Raw genomic sequence first — 19,586 nt, forward strand, 5'->3', positions numbered from 1 at the left:
CGCTCAGCCTTTCGGCGTCTCGACGATCACCGTCGTCGCCTTCACCACCGCGACCGCCAGCGAACCCGGCTCCAGGGCGAGATCGCGCACCGCCTCCGCCGACATGAGGGACACCACGCGATGCGGTCCGGCCTGGATGTCGACTTGCGCCATCACACCGTCCATCTGCACCCGCGTCACGAGCCCGACGAACCGGTTGCGGGCGCTGGAGAGCACGTCTGCGGGGTCCCGCGGCGTCTCGGCGAGGGCGACCGCCTGGGCAGCCAGCGCGTCTCCGGGTATCTGGATCGGCGCATCTCCCGTCGTCGCCAGGATGCCGGCATCCACCCACCGGCGCACCGTGTCGTCGCTCACGCCGAGCAGACGCGCGGCCTCCGAGATCTTGTAGGCGGGCACGGTCCCACGGTATCACCGCACCTGCGAGGAAATTCGATCAGTTGTGCCGCACTTGCGGCGCCAATGTGGAACCCCGTCTGCGGGTCGGCCGGCCCCGGCAGCGACCGCCGAGACTAGCCTGAACACATGGCATTTCCCCCACTGGTCGACCCGGTCGCCGAGCTCAGCGACGCGGAGCGGACGCGGACCGCGCGCCATCGCGTTCTCGCCGGATTCGGCGACATCGCCCAGCGCCGGCTGGCCGCCGCACATGTCGCCGTCGTCGGGGCGGGCGGGCTGGGGTCGCCCGCTGTGCTGGCGCTGGCTGCCGCGGGGGTCGGCACGCTCACGGTGATCGACGACGACATCGTCGAGGCGTCCAACCTCCAACGCCAGATCATGCACCGCGTGGACGACGTGGGATCGCCGAAGACGGATTCGGCGGTGCGCGTGGCAGCCGACCTCTCCCCCGCGACCGTCGTCCGTGCGGTGCGCGAACGTCTCACGGCCGACAATGCCCGTGACCTGCTGGTCGGCGCGCACGTCGTCATCGACGGCACCGACACGTTTCAGACGCGCGAGATCGTGGCCACGGCCACGGAGGAGCTCGGCACACCGCTGGTCTGGGGTGTGGTGCAGGAGTTCCACGCACAGGTGACGGTGTTCTGGTCCTCCCCTCCCCCGGGTGCCACGCCGGTGCTGCTCTCGGACCTGTATCCGCCGGATGCCGGCCGCGAGGCGCCCTCGTGCGCGGCGGTGGGCGTGCTCGGCGCGCTGTGCCTGCAGATCGGCGCACTGCTGGCGACCGAAGCGATCAAGCTCCTCACCGGCGTGGGCGAGCCGTTGCTCGGGCGCGTGCTCGTGATCGACGCCCTCCGCGCACGCACCGACGAGGTGCCCCTGCGACCGGCCACGGCCGAGGGGCCGCTGCGGCCGGCCGAGACCGGCACGGCGCCCGCGGACCCGAGTCCGGCCATCCCTCAACTCACGCCGGCCGAGGCGCTCGCGGCCCAGCGGTCGGGCGCGGTGCTGCTGGACGTTCGCGAGCCCTTCGAGACCGAGCGCGGCGTCATCCCCGGTTCGATCCTGACGCCCCTCGGCGAGGTGCTGGCCGATCCGCGGCGCGTCACGGCAGAGCAGGTGGTCGTCGTCTGCCAGGTCGGTCTGCGCGCGCAGCGCGCCGCCGCCGCGCTGCGCGCCGCCGGCATCGAGGCATCCGTCCTGGCCGGCGGCATCGACGCGTGGAACCGCGACCGCGCGGCGGTGCGCGCGTGAGCGGCCTGAGAACCGTCGAGGAGCATCTGGGCGTCGTCCTCTCCGCCGTGACCGCGCTCCCGGTCGAGCGCGTGTCGCTCGCGCACGCGCATGGCCGCACGCTGCGCGAGCCGGTGCGCGCCGCCGTCGACATCCCGGTGTTCGACAACTCCGCGATGGACGGGTTCGCGGTGCGGTTCACGGATGTCGCGGCAGCCGCGCCCGACACGCCCGCCGTCGTCCGCGTCGTCGCCGACCTGCCCGCGGGCACCGCTTCCGATCCCCGGCTCGGCGCGGGCGAGGCGGCCCGCATCATGACCGGCTCCCCCGTGCCGTCGGATGCCGATGCGATCGTCCCGTTCGAAGACACGGCGGCCGGGCTGGCCGACTCGCTCGCCACGGCGACGGTGCTCCGAGCCCCGCAGCGCGTCGGCGTCCATATCCGGCGGGCAGGGGAAGACGTCCGGGCGGGGGATGTGGTGCTCCCGGCGGGCGAGCTGATCGGCCCCCTTCAGCTGGCCGCTGCGGCCGCGGCCGGCGTCGCCGAGCTCGTCGCCTCGCGACTGCCGCGCGTCGCCGTCGTCTCCACGGGCAGCGAGCTGGTCGAACCGGGCTCGCCCCTCAGGCGCGGCCAGATCCCCGAGTCCAACAGCGTGCTGCTGGCCGCTCTCGCCGCTGAGGCGGGCGCCGAGGTGGTGCGTCGCACCAGTGTGCCGGACGATCCGGGGGCGCTGGAGTCCGTCGTCGCCAAGGTCCTCGATCCGGACTCCGCGGCCCGCGCCGACGTGGTGATCTTCTCGGGCGGCGTCAGCGCCGGGGCATACGAGGTCGTGAAGACCACCCTCACCGGCGCGATGGAGTTCTCGAAGGTGGCGATGCAGCCGGGCAAGCCGCAGGGCTTCGGCCGCCTGGAGTCCGGAGCACTGCTGTTCGGGCTGCCGGGGAATCCGGTGAGCGCCGCCGTGTCGTTCGAGGTGTTCGTCCGCCCTGCGCTGCTCGCCCTCCAGGGGCGGAACGACATCTCGCGGCGGATCATCCGCCTGGCGGCGGGCACCGGCTGGCGCACGCCCCCCGACCGCCGGCAGTACCTTCCGGTCACGATCGACCGCAGCGATCCGCGTTCCTGGCGGGTGCTGCCCGCGACGTCGGGCGGCTCGCACCTGGCCGGTGGCCTGGGTCGCGCAGAGGCGTACGCGATCGTGCCTGCGGAGGTGCAGGCGGTCGCCGCGGGGGATCTCGTGGATGTCATGCTGATCTCATGAGCACACAGCCGTCGCCGACGTTCACGCACCTCGATGACAGCGGCCACGCACGAATGGTCGACGTCACGCTCAAGCAGCCGACCGTGCGCTCGGCGACCGCACGCGGCACCGTGCGCTGCGCGCCCCACGTCGTGTCGGCGCTGCGGGACGGCTCCGTGCCGAAGGGCGATGTGCTCGCGGTCGCACGGATCGCCGGCATCCAGGCCGCCAAGCGGACGCCCGAACTGCTGCCCCTGGCGCACGTGATCGGCGTACACGGCGCCGTCGTCGACCTTGCGATCACCGATGACGGCGTGGAGATCGAGGCGACGGTGCGCACGGCCGATCGCACCGGCGTCGAGATGGAGGCGCTCACCGCCGTGTCGGTGGCCGCCCTGGCCGTCGTCGACATGGTGAAGGCCCTCGACAAGGCCACGTCGATCCACGACGTTCGGATCGTCGCGAAGACCGGCGGCAAGAGCGGCGACTGGGCTCGCGCCGGCGAGGCATGAGCGCCCCCACTTCTGCGGTCCCCGGCGGGCTCGGCGCGATCCTCCTCGCCGGCGGCAGGGCGTCGCGGGTCGACGGTGCGGTCAAGCCGCTCTTCGAGGTCGCGGGGCGCACGCTGCTGCAGAGCGCGGTGGATGCTGCGACCCGCGCCGGCGCCCGGCCGCTCACCGTCGTCGGCCCGACGCTGGACGAGGCGCTCGCGGTCAGCTGGGTGCGCGAGGACCCGCCGTTCGGCGGGCCGGCCGCCGCGGTCGTGGCGGCCCTGTCGTCGTGGTCGGACGACGACCCGGCTTGGACGCTCCTGCTGGCGTGCGATCTTCCCGCGGCCGGCGCTGCGGTCCGCCGTCTCGTCGGCGACCTCGCGCTGCTTCCGGCGGACGCCGACGGTCTGTGCCTGGGTGACAGTTCCAGCCGGCCGCAGTGGCTGACCGGGGTGTATCGCACACGCGCGCTGCGAGCGGCGGCATCCGCCCTGCCGACGGCCGGCCGCGATGCACCGGTGCGCGCGCTGATGCACGACCTGGCGATCACGGTCGTGGCGGCGCCGGACGCTCTCACCCGCGACATCGACACGTGGGAGGATCTTGACGAGGCACGACGGCGCTCCGGCGCCGGCACCGCCGCACCCGAGGCGCGATACCCCGAGGAGCAGACATGAGCGAGCAGTCCCGCACCCTTCCCCCCGAGGCGCTGGATGCCTGGGCGGCGGCCCTCCGCGAGCGCTTCGGCCTGGCCGACGCCGACGTGCCGGTGGCCGCCGTGCTGGATCTCACACGCGACGTGGCGAACGGGGTCGCCCGGCCGGCCGCGCCCCTGGGCGCGTTCGTCGCCGGACTGGTCGCCGGACGTGCGGGGACCGACCCGTCGGAGGTGCTGCGTGCCCTTCGCGAGGTCGCCGCCGTCGCCGAGGGCTGGGAGGGGTAGTGCCCGTCGTCCGTTATTTCGCCGCCGCGCAGGACGCCTCGGGCGTGGACTCCGAGCGGCGGTCCGAGACCACGCTCGGAGAACTGCGGCGCGCGGTGTCGGCCGCGCATCCCGGGCTCGGCGGCATCCTCCCCCGTTGCGCGGTGCTCGTGGGCGGCTCGCGCGTCGCCGACGAGACTGCGCTCGGCGCGGACGACGTCGTCGACGTGCTGCCGCCCTTCGCAGGAGGCTGAGACGCGGCTGTGCGGGTCAGCCGCCCAGGCCGAGCCAGGTGGCCGTGCCGTCGGATTCGACCTGGCGCTTCCAGACCGGCAGTCCCGTCTTGATCGTCTCGATCAGCGTGCGGCACACATCGAACGCCTCGGCCCGATGCGCCGCGGCCACCGCGATGACCACGGCCGCATCGCCGACACGCAGCGTTCCGACCCGGTGCGACACCGCCACGACGGCGTCCGTCGCGCCGATGGCCTCAGCCGCGAGGCGCGTGAGTGTGCTCTCCGCGTCGGGGTGCGCCGAGTACTCCAGGGCGACGACATCGGTCGCGGCATCCGGGTCATGGTCGCGGACACGGCCGACGAAGGTCGTCACCGCTCCCATGCGGGAATCGTCCACGGCACGCAGGTGCGCGTCGAGATCGAGCGGCTCGGCGCTGATGGCGGCCAGCCGCACCGCTCCACCCCCGGCCGCCATCAGTGGTCTCCCCCGCCGAGCTGATCGAGCACATGCCGCGCGATCGACAGCACCACCGGCATCCCCGACGCCACCCCGCCCGGCGACCCGGGAAGATTGACGACGAGGGCACCGTGCGGGTCGACGACGCCCGCCAGTCCACGGCTGAGCATTCCGGCGGGCTTCGCGGACGCGCCCAGGCGCCGCAGCTCTTCGGCGATGCCGGGGATCTCGCGGGTCACCACGCGGGCCGTGCCTTCAGGCGTCTGGTCCCGCGGTGAGACGCCCGTGCCCCCGGTGGTGACGATCAGCTTCACACCCGCGACCACCTCGGCGGTGAGGGCGCGCTCGACGTTGTCGGCGCCGTCCGCCACCACGACCGCGTCATCGCAGTCGAACCCCGCCTCCCGCAGCGCGGCGACGGCGATCGGTCCGCTGCCGTCCTGCCGCTCTCCCGCAGCGGAGCGGTCCGACACGGTGATCACAGCGGCGCGGGTCATGCCTCCAGCCTAGGCACCACCGGCATCCGTCACCCCGCGCGCCGCTCGAGGCGCACCACGACGGACTTCGAGGTGGGCGTTCCCGAGACGTCGGCGACCGAGTCCAGCGGCACGAGCACGTTCGTCTCGGGGTAGTACGCCGCGGCGTTGCCGCGCGGCGTGCGATACGCAACGATCCGGAACTCCTCCGCGCGGCGCTCCTCCCGCGTGCCGTCCGGTCTCGTCCACTCCGACACCAGGTCGACGATGTCGTCTGCCGCGAAGCCGAGCGCGACGATGTCCTTCTCGTTGACGAGCACGACCCGCCGGCCGCCGTGGATGCCGCGGTACCGGTCGTCCTTGCCGTAGATGGTGGTGTTGTACTGATCGTGAGAGCGGATCGTCTGGAGGAGGAGGCGGCCCCGAGGGATGCGCGGGTACTCGAGCGGGTTCACCGTGAACCGCGCTCTTCCGTCGGGCGTGGCGAAGCGGCGGGCGTCACGCGGCCCGTTCGGCAGGTGCAGCGTGCGGCCCTTGTCGATGCGCTCCTCGTAGTCGTCGAAGCCCGGCACCACGCGCTGGATGTGCCCGCGGATGAGCGCGTAGTCGGCTTCCAGCGCCGCCCAGTCCGCGTGGGGGACGTTGAGCGGATGCCGAACGCCGGTCGAGTCGGCGAGCGCGTCGGTCACCGCTTCCTCCTCCGGCGAACGCTCCGGGTAGCCCCGGTCGTGCCGGGCGGGATCCGCGGTGCCCGCGCCCGGGTGCGTCGCCGGCGCGGGTGAGGCGGCGATGCCGTCGGCACCGAAGACCCGTGCGCACAGGCGCGCCACGATCGCGACCTCGCTGAGAAGTTCGTCCGACGGCGGTGCCAGCCGCCCGCGCGAGGCGTGAACAGCCCCCATCGAGTCCTCGACGGTCACCCGCTGCTCCCGGCCGCCGCGGCGGTCGCGGTCGGTGCGGCCGAGTGTCGGAAGGATGAGCGCCCGGCGTCCGGTCACGACGTGGGAGCGGTTGAGCTTCGTCGAGACCTGCACCGTGAGCCCCACCCGGCCCATGGCCGCTTCGACGACGGCGGTGTCGGGGGTCGCGGAGACGAAATTGCCCCCCATCCCCATGAAGAACCGCACGCGGCCGTCACGCATCGCGCGGATGGCGCCGACGGTGTCGAAGCCGTGCTCCCGTGGTGCGGTGAAACCGAACTCCGCGTCCAGGGCGTCCAGGAATGCGGTCGACGGCTTCTCGTAGATGCCGACCGTGCGATCGCCCTGGACGTTCGAGTGCCCGCGGACGGGGCACACCCCGGCACCAGGGCGGCCGATGTTGCCCTGCAGCAGCAGCACGTTCACGACCTCGCGGAGGGTCGGGACCGAGTGCTTGTGCTGAGTGAGGCCCATCGCCCAGCAGACGATGGTTGCCTTCGAGGTCCGGACGGCCTCCCCCACCCGTCGCAGCGCCTTCTCGGGGACGCCGGTGGCTGCCACCAGCTCACGCCACGAGGCATCCGCCATCGCCTGCCGATAGGCCTCGAAGCCGCTGGTGTGCGTCGCGATGAACTCGCGGTCGAGCACGCCGCCCTCGGTCTCCTCGGCCTCGAGCAGGTGCTTGCCGATCGCCTGGAACAGCGCCTGATCCCCGCCGAGCCGGATCTGCACGAACCCGTCTGCGAGCTTCGTGCCGCCGAAGGCCACCCCGCGCACGGTCTGCGGGTTCTCGAACCGCAGCAGCCCCGCCTCCGGCAGCGGGTTCACGGCGATGATCGTCGCGCCGTTGCGCTTGGCCTTCTCGAGGGCAGACAGCATGCGGGGGTGGTTGGTCCCGGGGTTCTGACCGGCCACGATCAGGAGGTCGGCCTCGTGGATGTCCTCGATCGAGACGGTGCCCTTGCCGATGCCGATCGTCTCGGTCAGAGCCGAGCCGCTGGACTCGTGGCACATGTTCGAGCAGTCGGGCAGATTGTTCGTGCCGAGGCCGCGCACGAGCAGCTGGTATAGGAACGCCGCCTCGTTCGAGGTGCGACCCGACGTGTAGAAGACCGCCTCGTCGGGGTCGTCCAGCGCACGCAGCTCATCGGCGACCAGCGCGAGGGCGTCGTCCCAGGAGATCGGGCGGTAATGCGTCGCACCCTCGTCGAGCACCATGGGGTGGGTCAGCCGGCCCTGCTGGCCGAGCCACCAGTCGTCATGGGCGCGCAGCTCGTCCACGGAGTGGGCGGCGAAGAACTCAGGGCCGATCCGCCGGAGCGTCGCCTCCTCGGCGACCGCCTTCGCGCCGTTCTCGCAGAACTCCGCGATGTGCCGCTTGTCCTCTTCGGGCCACGCGCACCCCGGGCAGTCGAAGCCGTCCTTCTGATTCACGCGCAGCAGCGTCTGCACCGATCGCGTCACACCCATCTGCTCGTTCGCCATCTCGAGCGCATGCAGCACCGCAGGCACACCGACCGCGACCTTCTTCGGCCGCGTCACGTGCACGCGCGTCTCGTCGATATCGACTTTCGGGGGCTTCGTCGCCATGGTCCCAGGCTATTCCCGCGGCCGGTCACCGGCGCCGTCTGTCCCGCTGTCCGGGAGTCGGTCCCCGTCCGACGAGCCGACGGGCCCCGCCCGCGGCCGGACCGTCAGCGACGGCCGGTGCCGAAGATCCCGCGGATGACGCCGCCGAGGATCGTCTGGGTGGACTTGGAGTCGAGGATCTGCTCGATCGGCGACTTCTGGGACGAGCGTGACGTGCGGGTGCTGCCGGCCGTCTTCTTGAGCAGCCGCTCGTACTCCTGCTGCGCCTTCTTCTCCACCGCGGCGGCGGCCTTGTCGGCCGCGGCCTGCTGCTTCTGGATGGCGGCTCTCTGCCTGGCGTACTCGGCATCGGCCTTCGCCTGCGCGAGCGCGGCTTCTTCGGCGGCCGCCGCGTCATCGGCCGCTTTCATCTTGGCCGCGAGGATCTCGCGCGCCGATTCCCGATCGATCGGCGTGCCGTACTTGGCCAGCAGCGGGGATGCCTTCACCGCTGCTTCGATCGCCGGGTCCGGTGTGGGCGACATGAGACCCTGCGGCGCACGCAGGCGGGTCCAGGCGACAGGGGTGGGCGCGCCCTTCTCGCTCATGACCGTGACGATCGCCTCACCGGTACCGAGCTCCTGCAGCACCCGCTCCAGGTCGTATCCCGATGTGGGATAGGTGCCCACCGTCGCGCGCAGCGCCTTGGCATCGTCAGGAGTGAAGGCGCGCAGCGCGTGCTGCACACGTGAACCGAGCTGCGCGAGCACGTCGGCGGGCACGTCCTTCGGAGTCTGCGTCACGAAGAAGACGCCCACGCCCTTCGAACGGATCAGCCGCACGGTCTGCACGATCGCCGACAGGAAGTCCTTGGAGGCATCCTTGAACAGCAGGTGCGCCTCGTCGAAGAAGAAGACGAGCTTCGGCTTGTCGGCATCCCCCACCTCGGGGAGGATCTCGAACAGCTCGGCGAGCAGATACATCAGAAACGTCGAGAACAGCTCCGGCTTGTCGATCACTCCGGGCACCTCGAGCAGACTGATCACGCCGCGACCGTCGGGGGTCGTGCGGATGAAGTCGGCGACATCGAACTCGGGCTCGCCGAAGAACACGTCCGCTCCGGCATCCGCGAACGTGATCAGCTCGCGCAGGATGACGCCCGCCGTCGCGGCCGACAGCCCGCCGAGCTCCTTCAACTCGGCCTTGCCCTCGTCGCTCGTGAGGTGGGTGAGCACGGCGCGAAGATCCGACAGGTCCACCAGCGCAAGGCCCTGCCGGTCGGCGTAGTGGAACACGAGGCCGAGACTGGACTCCTGGGTGGGGTTCAGCCCCAGCACCTTCGACAGCAGCAGCGGGCCGAATCCCGAGACGGTGGCCCGCACAGGAACACCCTTGCCGATGCCGCCCAACGCGAAATACTCCGTGGCGGATGCCTCGGGCTTCCAGTCCTGCCCGATCGCCCGCGTGCGGGCGAGCAGCTTCTCGCCGGGCTCACCGGGCGTGGCCACGCCCGACAGGTCGCCCTTGATATCGGCGGCGAACACCGGCACGCCGTGGGCCGCGAGCTGCTCGGCGAGCCCCTGCAGCGTGCGTGTCTTGCCGGTGCCGGTCGCGCCGGCCACCAGCCCGTGGCGGTTCATCATCGCCAGGGGAATGCGGATCTGCGCCGCCGGCACGGGATCGCCGTTGACCAGGGCCCCGAGCTCGAGCGTGGCCGCCTCGAAGGAGTACCCCGCGATGACCTTGTGGATCTCTTCCTCCGAGAGCGGGCCGCTCGAGGGTTCCGCATCGCCGGCCCCCGCCGCCGGGCCCGGGGAGGGCGCCGCACCGCGGGTCTCCGCCGCCGCCTCCGCCTCCACCGCCGGGCTCGGGGCGTGCGCCGCACCGCGGGCCCTCGCCGCCTCCGCCGCGGCGAGCGCGGCCCGCGCCTGTGCCGCCTTCAGAGCGGCCTCGGCCGCCTCGGCCTCCGCACGCAGCCGCGCGAGCTCGGCGTCCGCGGCCGAGAGGGGCGGGTCGCTCGCGGGTGAGACGGCATCGGGCGATTCGGAGGCGCCGGTCATGCGCTCAGCCTAGTGACGCGGCCTTCGCGGCGGCATCCGTGCGTTCTGCCGCCAGCGGGACGGCGAACGCGGCCGCCACCAGCAGCGCCGCGCCTGCGCCCATCAGCGCCCCACCCACGGTGTCGCTGAGCCAATGCGCGTGGAGGTAGGTGCGGCTGAACGCCATGAGCACGACCCACGTCGCGCCGACCAGCGCCACCCACACCCGCGGGAAGATGACCACCGCGGCCACGGCGATGGTGGCGGCGTTGGCGACATGTCCGGAAGGGAAGGAGCCGTAGTCCGACACCACGAGGATGTCCTCCGGCCGCACCCGCCCGAACAGATGCTTGAGCACCTGCACTCCCGTGGCCGAGACCGCCGACGCGGCGAGGAAGTACGCCGCCGACCATGGCCGGCGAAGGAGGATCAGCCCGACCGCCCCACCGATGGGCACGGCGAGCACCCCGATCCACCCTCCTCCCACTTCGTCCATCACGCGGGCGAAGCCGGTGAGCGCCGGATTCCACCACTGTGCGACCTGAGCATTCCAGGCGGTGTCGATGGCGAGCGGCTCATCCCCCCGGGAGAAGATCCACCAGCCCAACAGGCACGACAGCGCCACGAGCGCGGCACCGGCGATCAGCCACGCGATGACACGCGCCCTCACGCGTCGCTGCGGATCACCCATCGACCCATTGTGCCGGTGCACGCCGCTTCGCGCGCGGGAACCGGTGGGGGTGACGCCGGCGCGAACCGAGGTGCTAGGGTGCGGTCTCAGTCACACAGCCGACCGGGAGGCACGATGTCCGCCGTCGTCGACGCCGTGCGCGCGGTGATCGCGCCGCTGACCCGCACGCGGGCGTTCCGGCGGGTGATCGGCCCGACGATCCTGCCGCCGCTGGAGCGGTTCGTGACCTGGATCTCGCGGGGCCGCGTCCAGCTGAGCGCGCTCCTCGTGCCCTCTCTCGTCCTGCACACCACGGGCGCCAAGTCCGGCGCCCCGCGCGATGTGCCGCTCATGTACACGCCGGACGGCCACGGCCGCGCCATCGTCGCGGGCACGAACTTCGCCGGTGAGCGGCATCCGGCGTGGACGGCCAATCTGCTGGCGCACCCCGACGCCGCGATCACCGTGCGCGGTCGTCGCATGCCTGTGCGCGCGACACCCGTACCGGACGAGGAGCGCGACGCGGTGTGGACCCGCATCGAGGCCCAATGGCCGGGCTATCGCAACTACGAACGCGAGTCGGGTCGCACCGTGCGCCTGTTCCGGCTGCAGCCGGTGCGTCCGTCGGGCGCCTGATCCCGCGCCGGGCCCATCGCGGCAGCGCGAGTCAGGGGGCGAGGCGCTCGACGGTGCGGGGGCGCACGATGAGCCACAGCGCCAGCAGACCGACCACGGCGCAGCCCACCATGACCGAGGCCATGGTGGTCGCCGTGATCCCGGCATCCCGGGCGATCCAGCCCACCAGCGGCGAGATGATGCCCGCCACACCGAAGTTCGTGGCACCGATGATCGACTGCGCGGTGCCCGCCGCCTTGCCGTGACGGTCGAGGGCCAGCACCTGCACGCACGGGAACGTGAATCCGCAGCCGGTCATGAAGACGAACAGTGGCACGATCGTGCCCCACAGGCCTAGTCCCAGCTGGTCGGTGACGATGATGGCGGATGCCGCGACCACGAGCACGCCCGTCGACCAGGCCATGACCCACTGCGGGCCGAAGCGAGCGGCCAGTCGGGACGCCGTCTGCACGCCGGCCACGACGCCGAACGAGTTCACCGCGAACATCAGGCCGTACTCCTGCGGGCTCAGCCCGTAGCTGAGCTGGAACAGGAAGGAGGAGCTCGACAGATACGAGAACAGACCCGAGAAGGTCATGCCGCCGATGATGAGCACGCCGATGAAGACGCGGTCGCTGAAGACGCTGCGGTAGCGCTGCCACACCGTGGTGGCGCCGCGTTCGTGCCGGCGTGCCGGCGGCAGGGTCTCGGGCAGGAACACGACGGCCGACACCAGCATCACCGCGCCGTAGACGGCGAGCACCACGAAGACGCCGCGCCACGGCATGACGGCCAGCAGCGCCGACCCGACCAGCGGCGCGAGCACGGGTGCCACGCCCGACACGAGTGCCAGGCGCGACAGCATGACGACCAGGCGGCGCCCGCCGAAGAGGTCGCGCACGATCGCGGCGGCCACGACGCCGCCAGCCGCGGCGCCGGCGCCCTGGAGCACCCGGGCGACCGAGAGCAGTTCGAGGGTCGGCGCCAGGGCCGCTCCCACGCTGGCCACGACATGCAGTGCCGTGACCGACAACAGGGGGACGCGGCGACCGACCTTGTCGCTCAGCGGGCCGACGATGAGCTGGCCGAGCGCGAAGCCGATCATCGTTCCGGTCAGCGTGAGCTGGATCGCCGCGGCGGTCGTGTCGAAGTCCGCCTCGATCACCGGGAAGGCGGGCAGGTACAGGTCGATCGTGAACGGCCCCAGCGCGGTGAGCGCGCCCAGCAGCACGATGTACAGCACCCGGCGCGCGTGCGGGATCGAATCGCCCGGGTGCAGCACGATCGGCGCGGTGGCCGGATTGCTTCCGAGGGTGCGGATGGCCCCCGTGGTCGCCGGCGGGACCGGAACCGGAGAAGCCGGCGGGGCAGGCGGGGTCTCGGCGGAACGGAGGTCGGCGGGCTTCTGGACGGGAACGGAGGCGGTGTCGAGCAACGGAGGACTTCGTTTCGTGACGGGGTGCGACGGGCGTTGAGGAAACGGAGCGCACCGACGCCGGCCGGGCGGCGGAGCACACGGATACAGGCGAACCGACGGGAGAGCGGCCCGGCGCTGCCGATCGGCACCGGGACCACCGCTTCTGACCGGAAGTCGAATCGATTCGAGATGTCCATGCTATCGGATGCCTCGACCTCGACCGCAACCCCTTCGAAGAGTGATGTGACACGGCGGCCCGCCGCCCCTGTCGGTGCCTTCCCAGGCCGCCGACACATGCACTCGCATAGGATGAGCACACCCCGTCACCGCTCCTGAGCGGCACGCGCCGGGCGCCCAGACCCCTGTTCATCGATTGGCAGAGATCCCGAGCATGACCCCGACCCCCGCCCAGAAACGCAAGAGCGGAAACCCCGCCACCCAGGCGCAGATCGAACTCAGCGTCAAGCAGCAGCGCGAGCAGAAGCGCCAGGAGAAGCTGGCCGAGTACCAGAGGCAGCTCGCCAAGCGCCGGCGCAGCAAGCTGGTCTGGTGGATCGTGGGATCGGTGGCGGCGGTGGCCGTCATCGTCGCCATCGTCGCCTCGATCGTGTTCGCTCCCGCCCCGGCGCCCACGTACGACCGCGGCGACGGCGACGGCAGCGCCATCGAGGGCGTCGAGACGTTCGAGAACACCGCCAACCACGTCGAGGGCTCGGTGGACTACCCGCAGTCACCGCCGGCCGGGGGCGACCACAACGCGGTCTGGCTCAACTGCGGCGTGTACACCGAACCCGTCCCCGACGAGAACGCCGTGCATGATCTCGAGCACGGCGCGGTGTGGATCACGTACGACCCGGCGCAGGTGTCCAGCGACGACGTGGCGAAGCTCGAAGCACTGCTCCCGTCGACGTACTCCGTGCTCTCGCCGTACGAGGGCATGGACACCCCGATCGCCGTGAGCGCCTGGAATGCGCAGCTCAAGGTCGACTCCGCAGACGACGATCGCATCAAGGAGTTCATCACGGCCTATTGGCACTCGACCAACGCGCCGGAGCCGAACGCGCTGTGCACCGGCGGCCTCGACGCTCCCGGCAGGAAGTAGGCCGGTCGTGACGGACGAAGCCCCCACCGGGAACTCCCGGCGGTGGCTCGTCATCGCCGTGGCGCTCGTGCTGATCGGCGCGCTCGGGTTCGCCGTCGGCCGGTTCTCGATGTTCGGCACGCAGGCCACCGCATCCACACCCGGCACCACCTCCGCCGAGGCGGGGTTCGCCCGCGACATGCAGGTGCATCACGCGCAGGCGATCGACCTCGCCATGGAGATCTACCGTAAGACGGACGACGCCGAGCTGCGGGCGCTCGCCTACGACATCGCGACGGCGCAGGCGGCCCAGCGCGGCGAGATGTTCGATTGGCTCGTCCGCTGGGGCCTCCCCCAATCAGGCGGACCGATGATGCAGTGGATGCAGGCGTCCTCCGGCCACGAACACGGCGGTGCGGCCGCCGAGCAGATGACCGACGAAGAGGCGCGGGCCGCGATGGGCATGGCATCCGACGACGAGATCGCCGCGCTCCGGGCAGCGACGGGCCAGGAGGCGGACTGCCGGTTCCTCGCCCTCATGATCCGCCATCACGAAGGTGCGATCCCCATGGCCGACGCGCTGCTCCAGCTCGGCTCCGATCCGCGCGCCCTCCAGGTGGCCGAGAACATCACGACCGGCCAGACGTTCGAGATCGAGGCGATGCAGTCCATGCAGACCCGCCTCGGCTGCACCGGCTGACACCGCCCCGCACGGGGAACGAGGATGCCGCGGGCCCGCGGAGACGCGGACCCGCGGCATCCTTCGGTTCCGGGTGGGTCAGCCCTTCGTCGCGCCGGCCATGAGGCCGCGCACGAAGAACCGCTGCAGCGCCAGGAACACGATGATCGGAACGAACAGGACGAGGAACGCACCCGCCGACACCAGGAACCACTGATTGCCCCAGGTGCCGGACAGGGAGTTCAGCGTCTGCGTCATCGGCAGCGACGACGTCGGAGCGAAGATCGTCGCCACCAGCAGGTCGTTCCACACCCAGATGAACTCGAGGATCGCGAACGACGCGAGCGCCGGCGTGGCCAGCGGCAGGATGATCCGGAAGAAGATCTGCCCGTGCCCTGCGCCGTCCACGCGAGCCGCCTCGATCACGTCGGACGGGATCTCGGCGATGAAGTTGTGCAGCAGGAAGATCGCCAGCGGCATCGCGAAGATCACGTGGGCGATCCACACGGTGGCGAAGCTGTGGTCGACCTCGCGCATCTCCAGCCCCGGGAAGATCTGCACGTCGCCGATCTCCAGTCCCCGGGAGAACAGGCTCAGCAGTGGCACCAGCGCCATCTGGATCGGCACGATCTGCAGGGCGAAGACCGCGACGAACAGGAATCCCCGGCCCTTGAAGTCCATCCACGCGAACGCGTACGCGGCCAGCGACGCGATCGCGAGGGCGAACACGGTCACCGGGATGGTGATCGCGAGCGAGTTGAGGAAGGACTGTCCGAGAGTCAGTGCGGTGCCGCCCGAGGTGAGGGCGGCCTGGTAGTTGCCCAGCGTGAAGTCCGGATTGGTGAAGACCGTCCACCAGCCGGTCGTCGCGGAGTCCGCGCCGGGGCGGAACGACGTGATGAGCAGGCCCAGCGTGGGGATCGTCCACAGGAAGGCGATCGCGACAGCGAGGACGGTGGCCAGCGGCGACGTCAGCCGCTTGTGCGCCAGCGCCTCGTTGCGACGGGTCTCGCGCGCGACCTTGCGTGCCTCCGCTTTGGTGAACTGCGGCGTGGGCTTGGAGTCGACGGCGGTCATCATCGCACCTCCCTCTGCTTGCGCAGCTGCAACACGTTGTACACGATCAGCGGCGTCACGAACACGAAGATCAGCACGGCCAGCGCGGCGGAGTGACCGTAACTCTGGAAGCGCTGCTGCTGGTTCACCATCTCGAAGCCCAGCACCGTCGAGTTGGCTCGACCGCCCGTCATGACGGCGACGATGTCGTACAGCTTCAGCGCGGCGATGGTGACGGTCGTCAGCACGACGATGATCGACGTGCGGATGCCCGGCACCGTGACATTGATGAACCGCTGCCACGCCGAGGTGCCGTCCAGCTGGGCCGCTTCGAGCTGCTCGACCGGCACCGCTTTCATGGCGGCGGACAGCACGACCATCGCGAACCCGGTCTGCGCCCAGACGAACGCGAACAGCAGGCAGAACGTGTTCACCAGCGGCCAGATGTCCAGCCACGGCACCGGCTGGCCGCCGAATGCCACGATGATCGCGTTCAGGGTGCCGATCTGGTCACCCTGCCGGTAGTCGTAGACGAACTTCCAGATGAGGCTGATGCTCACCGGTGCGATCGCGAACGGCATGAACACGAGCAGCTTCAGCAGCCGCTCGCCCCGCGCTCTCTCCATGAACGCCGCGTAGGCCAGACCGACGATGGTCGAGAAGATCGGGGCGAAGATCGCCCAGATCAGCGTGTTGATGATCGACCAGAAGCCCTGCGGGTTGGTGAACGCCCAGACGTAGTTCTCGAGTCCGACGAAGTTCTCACCGGTCTTGTCGAAGAACGACTGGATGATCGTCGCGATGCTCGGATAGATGAGCCCCACGAGGATCGCGATGGCGGCGGGCGCCATGAACAGGGTCAGCTGATACAGGTACCCCGCGCCCTGGCTCGCGCGGTAATCGGCCCAGAAGAGCAGGCCGCCCGCGACCAGTGCGATGGCGATCACGTACACCACAGCACCCTGATACGGCCGCAGCATCATGAACGCCAGGAACGGGATCGCGAAGCACGAGATCAGCCGCAGCCAGAAATACCCTCTGCCGGCACGCGGTGCGAACTCGATGAGCACCAGCAGGATTCCGACGACGACCGCGAAGACGACCAGGATGATGGGGATCTGGACGATCGGCCCCATGTTGCCGAGCCACTGGAAGAACGAGTTGTACGAGAAGCCTAGCGACACCGGTCTCGCATCGGGGTTGGGAGGGCTGAGCAGCAGGAAGACGATGAGCGCGGCGATCAGGATGAACCCGATCGTGACCACCAGTCGCGTCGTCCGCTTCGACGGTGGCTTTCTTCCCCCTCTTTCGGCGGGCGGCGGCGTGGCCTGCGCCTGATCCGCCGAGGTCGCGGTCTGAGACATGTTGTTCCTTCCCCCGTCGACGCCGACGGCTGAGGTCACCCCGGTGCCGAGCCGCTCACACGTGCCGGCTCGGCACCGAGGCGTGGTGCATCAGTTCTCGTAACCTGCCTGGATGTCTTCCAGGACCTGGGGCGTCGGCTTGCCGTCGATCCAGTCGACCATGCCGCGCCAGAACGAACCCGAACCGACGGTCGCCGGCATCAGGTCAGAGGCGTCGAAGCGGAACACCGTCTCCGGGTCCTGCACGATCTTCATCGCCTCCGTCAGGAACTCGCTCGACGCCAGCGACGGGTCGGCGCCCGTGTTGGCCGAGATGGCGCCGCCGAGCTTGACGCGGGCGTCAGCGAACTCGGGCGTCGACATGTACTCGAGCACGGCCTGAGTGGCCGCGTCGTCCGAGAACGGGGTGACGAACTCGCCACCGCCCTCGACCGAGAGCTCGCCCTCCTCCACGCCGGGCAGGATGAACGCGTAGATGTCGCCGTCCGGCGCGATCGTCGGGGTCTGACCGTCCGCGGTCTGCGTGGTGAGGAAGTTCGCCGTGAGGAACGAGCCCTGGTGGGTGAGCGCGCAGGTGCCGTTGGCCACCGCAGCGGCGATCGGGTCACCGAACGCCGTCGGGTTGATGCTCTTGACGTCACCGAATCCCGCGTTGACGTAGTCGGGGTTCAGCAGGATCTCGCCGACCGAGTCGAACGCCGCCTCGATGTCGGGGTCGGTGAACGGGGTGTCGCCGTTCGCCCAGCTGTCGTAGACCTCGGGGCCGGACTGGCGCAGCACGAGGTCCTCGACCCAGTCAGTGCCCGGCCAGCCCGATGCCGCCTCGGAGAAGAACCCGGCGCACCACGGCGGCTGGCCGGTCTTCTCCTGGATGGTCTTGGTCAGCTCGAGGAGCTCGTCCCACGTCGTGGGAATTTCGACGCCCCACTCCTTGAAGCTGGCGGGCGAGTAGTACACGTAGCCCTTCAGGTTCGCCAGCATGGGCGCCGCATAGAACGTGCCGTCGAGCGAGCCGTACTCCTTCCAGGCGGGCGCCCAGTACTTGTCGACGTTGGCCTCCACCTCAGGCGTCCCCTCCTTCACCTCACCCGTCTCGATGAGCGAGCGGAGAAGACCCGGCTGGGGCACGATCGCGATGTCCGGCGCCGATCCACCCGCGACCTTGGTGACGATGTTGCCCTCGAAGCCCTTGTCGCCGGTGTACTTCACGATGATGCCGGTGTCTTCGGTGAACTGGTCGAAGGACTTCTGCAGGTTGTCCGCCTCCGAGCCGGTGATGCCACCGGCGATCTCCACGGTCTCGCCCTCGAGCGAGCCGTCGTCGGCGTTCCCTTCATCCCCGCCCTCGGCGCAGCCGGCGAGAGTCAGGGCCGCGACGGCGGTGAGCCCCAGCGCGATGTAGCCGTGTCGACGACGTGATCGCAGTGCAGTCATGTTCGTCTGCCTCCTCTTCGAGTTCGCGGAGCCGCGTCCGCAGCCCCGGGATCGGGAACCGATTCCATGTTCACGGTAGGGGATGCCGCAGGACGGCACAATGACTCCGCATCACAACTCGGTAAACCTCGACGATCGGGGTGGCGCGTTCGAGCCAGGCACGGCACAATGAGGCCCGGAACCGGTTCCAGAATCCGGGTGGCGGTGTCGTCCCCGGGGACGCGAGGAGGACCCGATGGCGGGCATCGCCGACGTGGCTCGCGCGGCGGGGGTTTCGAAGTCCACGGCCTCCCGAGCGCTCACCGGGGCCGGGTATGTCTCGGCGGCCACACGTGCGCGAGTGCGGGATGCCGCGGCCGCCTTGGGCTACGTCCCCACCACCAGTGCGGTGAGCCTGGTGACCGGCCGCACCCAGACGGTGGGCGTGGTGATGCCCTCGCTGGACCGGTGGTTCTTCACGCAGGTGCTGGAAGGCATCCAGGACGCCCTGCTCGAGCGCAAGTACGACCTGGCCCTGTACGGCGCCGCGCCGGAGTCGGCAGCCCGTCGCGAGATGTTCGAGCACTTCCTCGGTCGCAAGCGGTTCGACGGCCTCATCGCGGTGGGCATCGAGCCCAGCGCGCACGAGCTGGAACGACTCGTCGCCTTCGGAAAACCGGTCGTCACTGTGGGCGGCTACAGCGTCGACACCAACGCGGTCTCGATCGACGACGAGGCTGCCGCCCGTATCGCCACGGACCACCTCATCGGTCTGGGGCATCGTCAGATCGTGTTCCTCGGGGGCGATCCCGACGGGCACCGCACGAGCTTCGGCGACGGTCGCCGACTCGATGGGTACCGCGGAGCCATGCGCGACGCGGGCCTTGCCGCATCCACTCGCCATGTGCAGTCCGAGGTGACGATGCCGGGTGGCTACAGCTCTGCGGTGGAGCTTCTGGGTGACCGTCGCACGCGGCCGACCGCGATCGTCGGCGTCTGCGACGAGGTCGCGGTCGGAGCGATCATCGCGGCCCGCCGGCTCGGCATCCGCGTTCCCGAGCGGCTGAGTGTCGTCGGCATCGACGATCACGCGTACGCCGACATGTTCTCGCTGACCACGCTGCAGCAGCGGCCGCACCAGCAGGGACGCGCGGCCGTGCAGCTGCTGATGTGGCAGCTGGACGATCCGGATGCCCCGACCCACCGCCTGTACGAATCGTCGCCGCTCGTCGTGCGCAACTCGACTGCGCCCGTCGACGACGCGGCTTCGGCGGTCATCGGCGTCGGGCCGCTCGGCACCGGCTGAGCACG

Annotated in this window: 20 protein-coding genes; 10 read left to right on the plus strand and 10 right to left on the minus strand. The window is 70.7% G+C overall.

The genetic code is table 11. The features are described from left to right. Window positions 1-3: 3 nt before the first annotated feature. Window positions 4-396, minus strand: a complete 393-nt coding sequence (locus C9992_RS06065; protein ID WP_106814719.1) for a TOBE domain-containing protein — start codon at window positions 394-396, stop codon at window positions 4-6. Window positions 397-522: 126 nt separating this feature from the next. On the opposite strand from C9992_RS06065, the gene C9992_RS06070 reads away from it, so the two are divergent. From C9992_RS06070 to C9992_RS06095, 6 genes are read left to right on the plus strand one after another with little or no spacing between them, the layout of a single operon-like run. Further along, complete coding sequence (locus C9992_RS06070) at window positions 523-1,650, plus strand: ThiF family adenylyltransferase (protein WP_106814720.1); 1,128 nt, start codon at window positions 523-525, stop codon at window positions 1,648-1,650. Further along, window positions 1,647-2,891 carry a molybdopterin molybdotransferase MoeA gene (locus C9992_RS06075; RefSeq protein ID WP_106815281.1) on the plus strand — a complete coding sequence of 415 codons (1,245 nt, stop codon included), beginning with the start codon at window positions 1,647-1,649 and terminating at the stop codon, window positions 2,889-2,891. The genes C9992_RS06070 and C9992_RS06075 overlap by 4 nt, the downstream gene beginning before the upstream one ends. Further along, entirely contained in the window at window positions 2,888-3,382 is a 495-nt protein-coding gene (moaC, locus tag C9992_RS06080) for a cyclic pyranopterin monophosphate synthase MoaC (RefSeq protein WP_106814721.1), read from the plus strand. The genes C9992_RS06075 and moaC overlap by 4 nt, the downstream gene beginning before the upstream one ends. Further along, complete coding sequence (gene mobA, locus C9992_RS06085; protein WP_106814722.1) at window positions 3,379-4,038, plus strand: molybdenum cofactor guanylyltransferase; 660 nt, start codon at window positions 3,379-3,381, stop codon at window positions 4,036-4,038. Before moaC ends, mobA begins: the two co-directional genes overlap by 4 nt. Further along, window positions 4,035-4,304, plus strand: coding sequence for a DUF6457 domain-containing protein (locus tag C9992_RS06090; RefSeq protein WP_106814723.1), 270 nt, complete (start codon window positions 4,035-4,037; stop codon window positions 4,302-4,304). Before mobA ends, C9992_RS06090 begins: the two co-directional genes overlap by 4 nt. Continuing rightward, window positions 4,304-4,537, plus strand: coding sequence for a MoaD/ThiS family protein (locus tag C9992_RS06095; protein ID WP_106814724.1), 234 nt, complete (start codon window positions 4,304-4,306; stop codon window positions 4,535-4,537). Before C9992_RS06090 ends, C9992_RS06095 begins: the two co-directional genes overlap by 1 nt. 16 nt (window positions 4,538-4,553) lie before the next feature. On the opposite strand, the gene C9992_RS06100 is transcribed toward C9992_RS06095, so the two are convergent. From C9992_RS06100 to C9992_RS06120, 5 genes are all read right to left on the minus strand, one after another. Continuing rightward, entirely contained in the window at window positions 4,554-4,994 is a 441-nt protein-coding gene (locus tag C9992_RS06100; RefSeq protein WP_106814725.1) for a molybdenum cofactor biosynthesis protein MoaE, read from the minus strand. Continuing rightward, on the minus strand, window positions 4,994-5,473 hold the full coding sequence (locus tag C9992_RS06105; RefSeq protein ID WP_106814726.1) for a MogA/MoaB family molybdenum cofactor biosynthesis protein: 480 nt from the start codon (window positions 5,471-5,473) through the stop codon (window positions 4,994-4,996). The genes C9992_RS06100 and C9992_RS06105 overlap by 1 nt, the downstream gene beginning before the upstream one ends. A 29-nt stretch (window positions 5,474-5,502) precedes the next feature. Continuing rightward, a complete protein-coding gene (locus tag C9992_RS06110) occupies window positions 5,503-7,962 on the minus strand; it encodes an FdhF/YdeP family oxidoreductase (protein ID WP_106814727.1) in 2,460 nt (819 codons plus the stop codon). Between the two features lie 104 nt (window positions 7,963-8,066). Next, window positions 8,067-10,001: a helicase HerA-like domain-containing protein gene (locus C9992_RS06115; protein WP_106814728.1), complete on the minus strand. Its 1,935-nt coding sequence runs from the start codon at window positions 9,999-10,001 to the stop codon at window positions 8,067-8,069. A 4-nt stretch (window positions 10,002-10,005) separates the two neighbouring features. Beyond that, window positions 10,006-10,671: a phosphatase PAP2 family protein gene (locus C9992_RS06120; RefSeq protein ID WP_106814729.1), complete on the minus strand. Its 666-nt coding sequence runs from the start codon at window positions 10,669-10,671 to the stop codon at window positions 10,006-10,008. A 114-nt stretch (window positions 10,672-10,785) separates the two neighbouring features. On the opposite strand from C9992_RS06120, the gene C9992_RS06125 reads away from it, so the two are divergent. After that, complete coding sequence (locus C9992_RS06125) at window positions 10,786-11,286, plus strand: nitroreductase family deazaflavin-dependent oxidoreductase (RefSeq protein ID WP_106814730.1); 501 nt, start codon at window positions 10,786-10,788, stop codon at window positions 11,284-11,286. A gap of 31 nt (window positions 11,287-11,317) precedes the next feature. Here the strand turns inward: C9992_RS06125 and C9992_RS06130 are convergent, their stop codons facing one another. Beyond that, window positions 11,318-12,700, minus strand: coding sequence for a multidrug effflux MFS transporter (locus tag C9992_RS06130; RefSeq protein WP_106814731.1), 1,383 nt, complete (start codon window positions 12,698-12,700; stop codon window positions 11,318-11,320). Between the two features lie 373 nt (window positions 12,701-13,073). Here C9992_RS06130 and C9992_RS06135 point away from each other — a divergent pair, with 373 nt between their 5' ends. Both C9992_RS06135 and C9992_RS06140 read left to right on the plus strand, forming a co-directional pair. Continuing rightward, window positions 13,074-13,784 carry a DUF3105 domain-containing protein gene (locus C9992_RS06135; RefSeq protein WP_106814732.1) on the plus strand — a complete coding sequence of 237 codons (711 nt, stop codon included), beginning with the start codon at window positions 13,074-13,076 and terminating at the stop codon, window positions 13,782-13,784. Window positions 13,785-13,791: 7 nt separating this feature from the next. Next, entirely contained in the window at window positions 13,792-14,463 is a 672-nt protein-coding gene (locus C9992_RS06140; RefSeq protein ID WP_235008062.1) for a DUF305 domain-containing protein, read from the plus strand. 78 nt (window positions 14,464-14,541) lie between these two features. Here the strand turns inward: C9992_RS06140 and C9992_RS06145 are convergent, their stop codons facing one another. From C9992_RS06145 to C9992_RS06155, 3 genes are all read right to left on the minus strand, one after another. After that, on the minus strand, window positions 14,542-15,519 hold the full coding sequence (locus C9992_RS06145; protein ID WP_106814733.1) for a carbohydrate ABC transporter permease: 978 nt from the start codon (window positions 15,517-15,519) through the stop codon (window positions 14,542-14,544). Further along, window positions 15,519-16,862 carry a carbohydrate ABC transporter permease gene (locus C9992_RS06150; protein WP_106814734.1) on the minus strand — a complete coding sequence of 448 codons (1,344 nt, stop codon included), beginning with the start codon at window positions 16,860-16,862 and terminating at the stop codon, window positions 15,519-15,521. The genes C9992_RS06145 and C9992_RS06150 overlap by 1 nt, the downstream gene beginning before the upstream one ends. Before the next feature lie 90 nt (window positions 16,863-16,952). Next, window positions 16,953-18,296, minus strand: coding sequence for an ABC transporter substrate-binding protein (locus C9992_RS06155; RefSeq protein WP_106814735.1), 1,344 nt, complete (start codon window positions 18,294-18,296; stop codon window positions 16,953-16,955). A 235-nt stretch (window positions 18,297-18,531) separates the two neighbouring features. Here C9992_RS06155 and C9992_RS06160 point away from each other — a divergent pair, with 235 nt between their 5' ends. After that, a complete protein-coding gene (locus tag C9992_RS06160; RefSeq protein WP_106814736.1) occupies window positions 18,532-19,581 on the plus strand; it encodes a LacI family DNA-binding transcriptional regulator in 1,050 nt (349 codons plus the stop codon). The last annotated feature ends 5 nt before the right edge of the window (window positions 19,582-19,586 follow it).

It is taken from the genome of Microbacterium timonense (assembly GCF_900292075.1).
In the GTDB taxonomy this organism is placed as follows: Bacteria; Actinomycetota; Actinomycetes; order Actinomycetales; family Microbacteriaceae; genus Microbacterium; species Microbacterium timonense.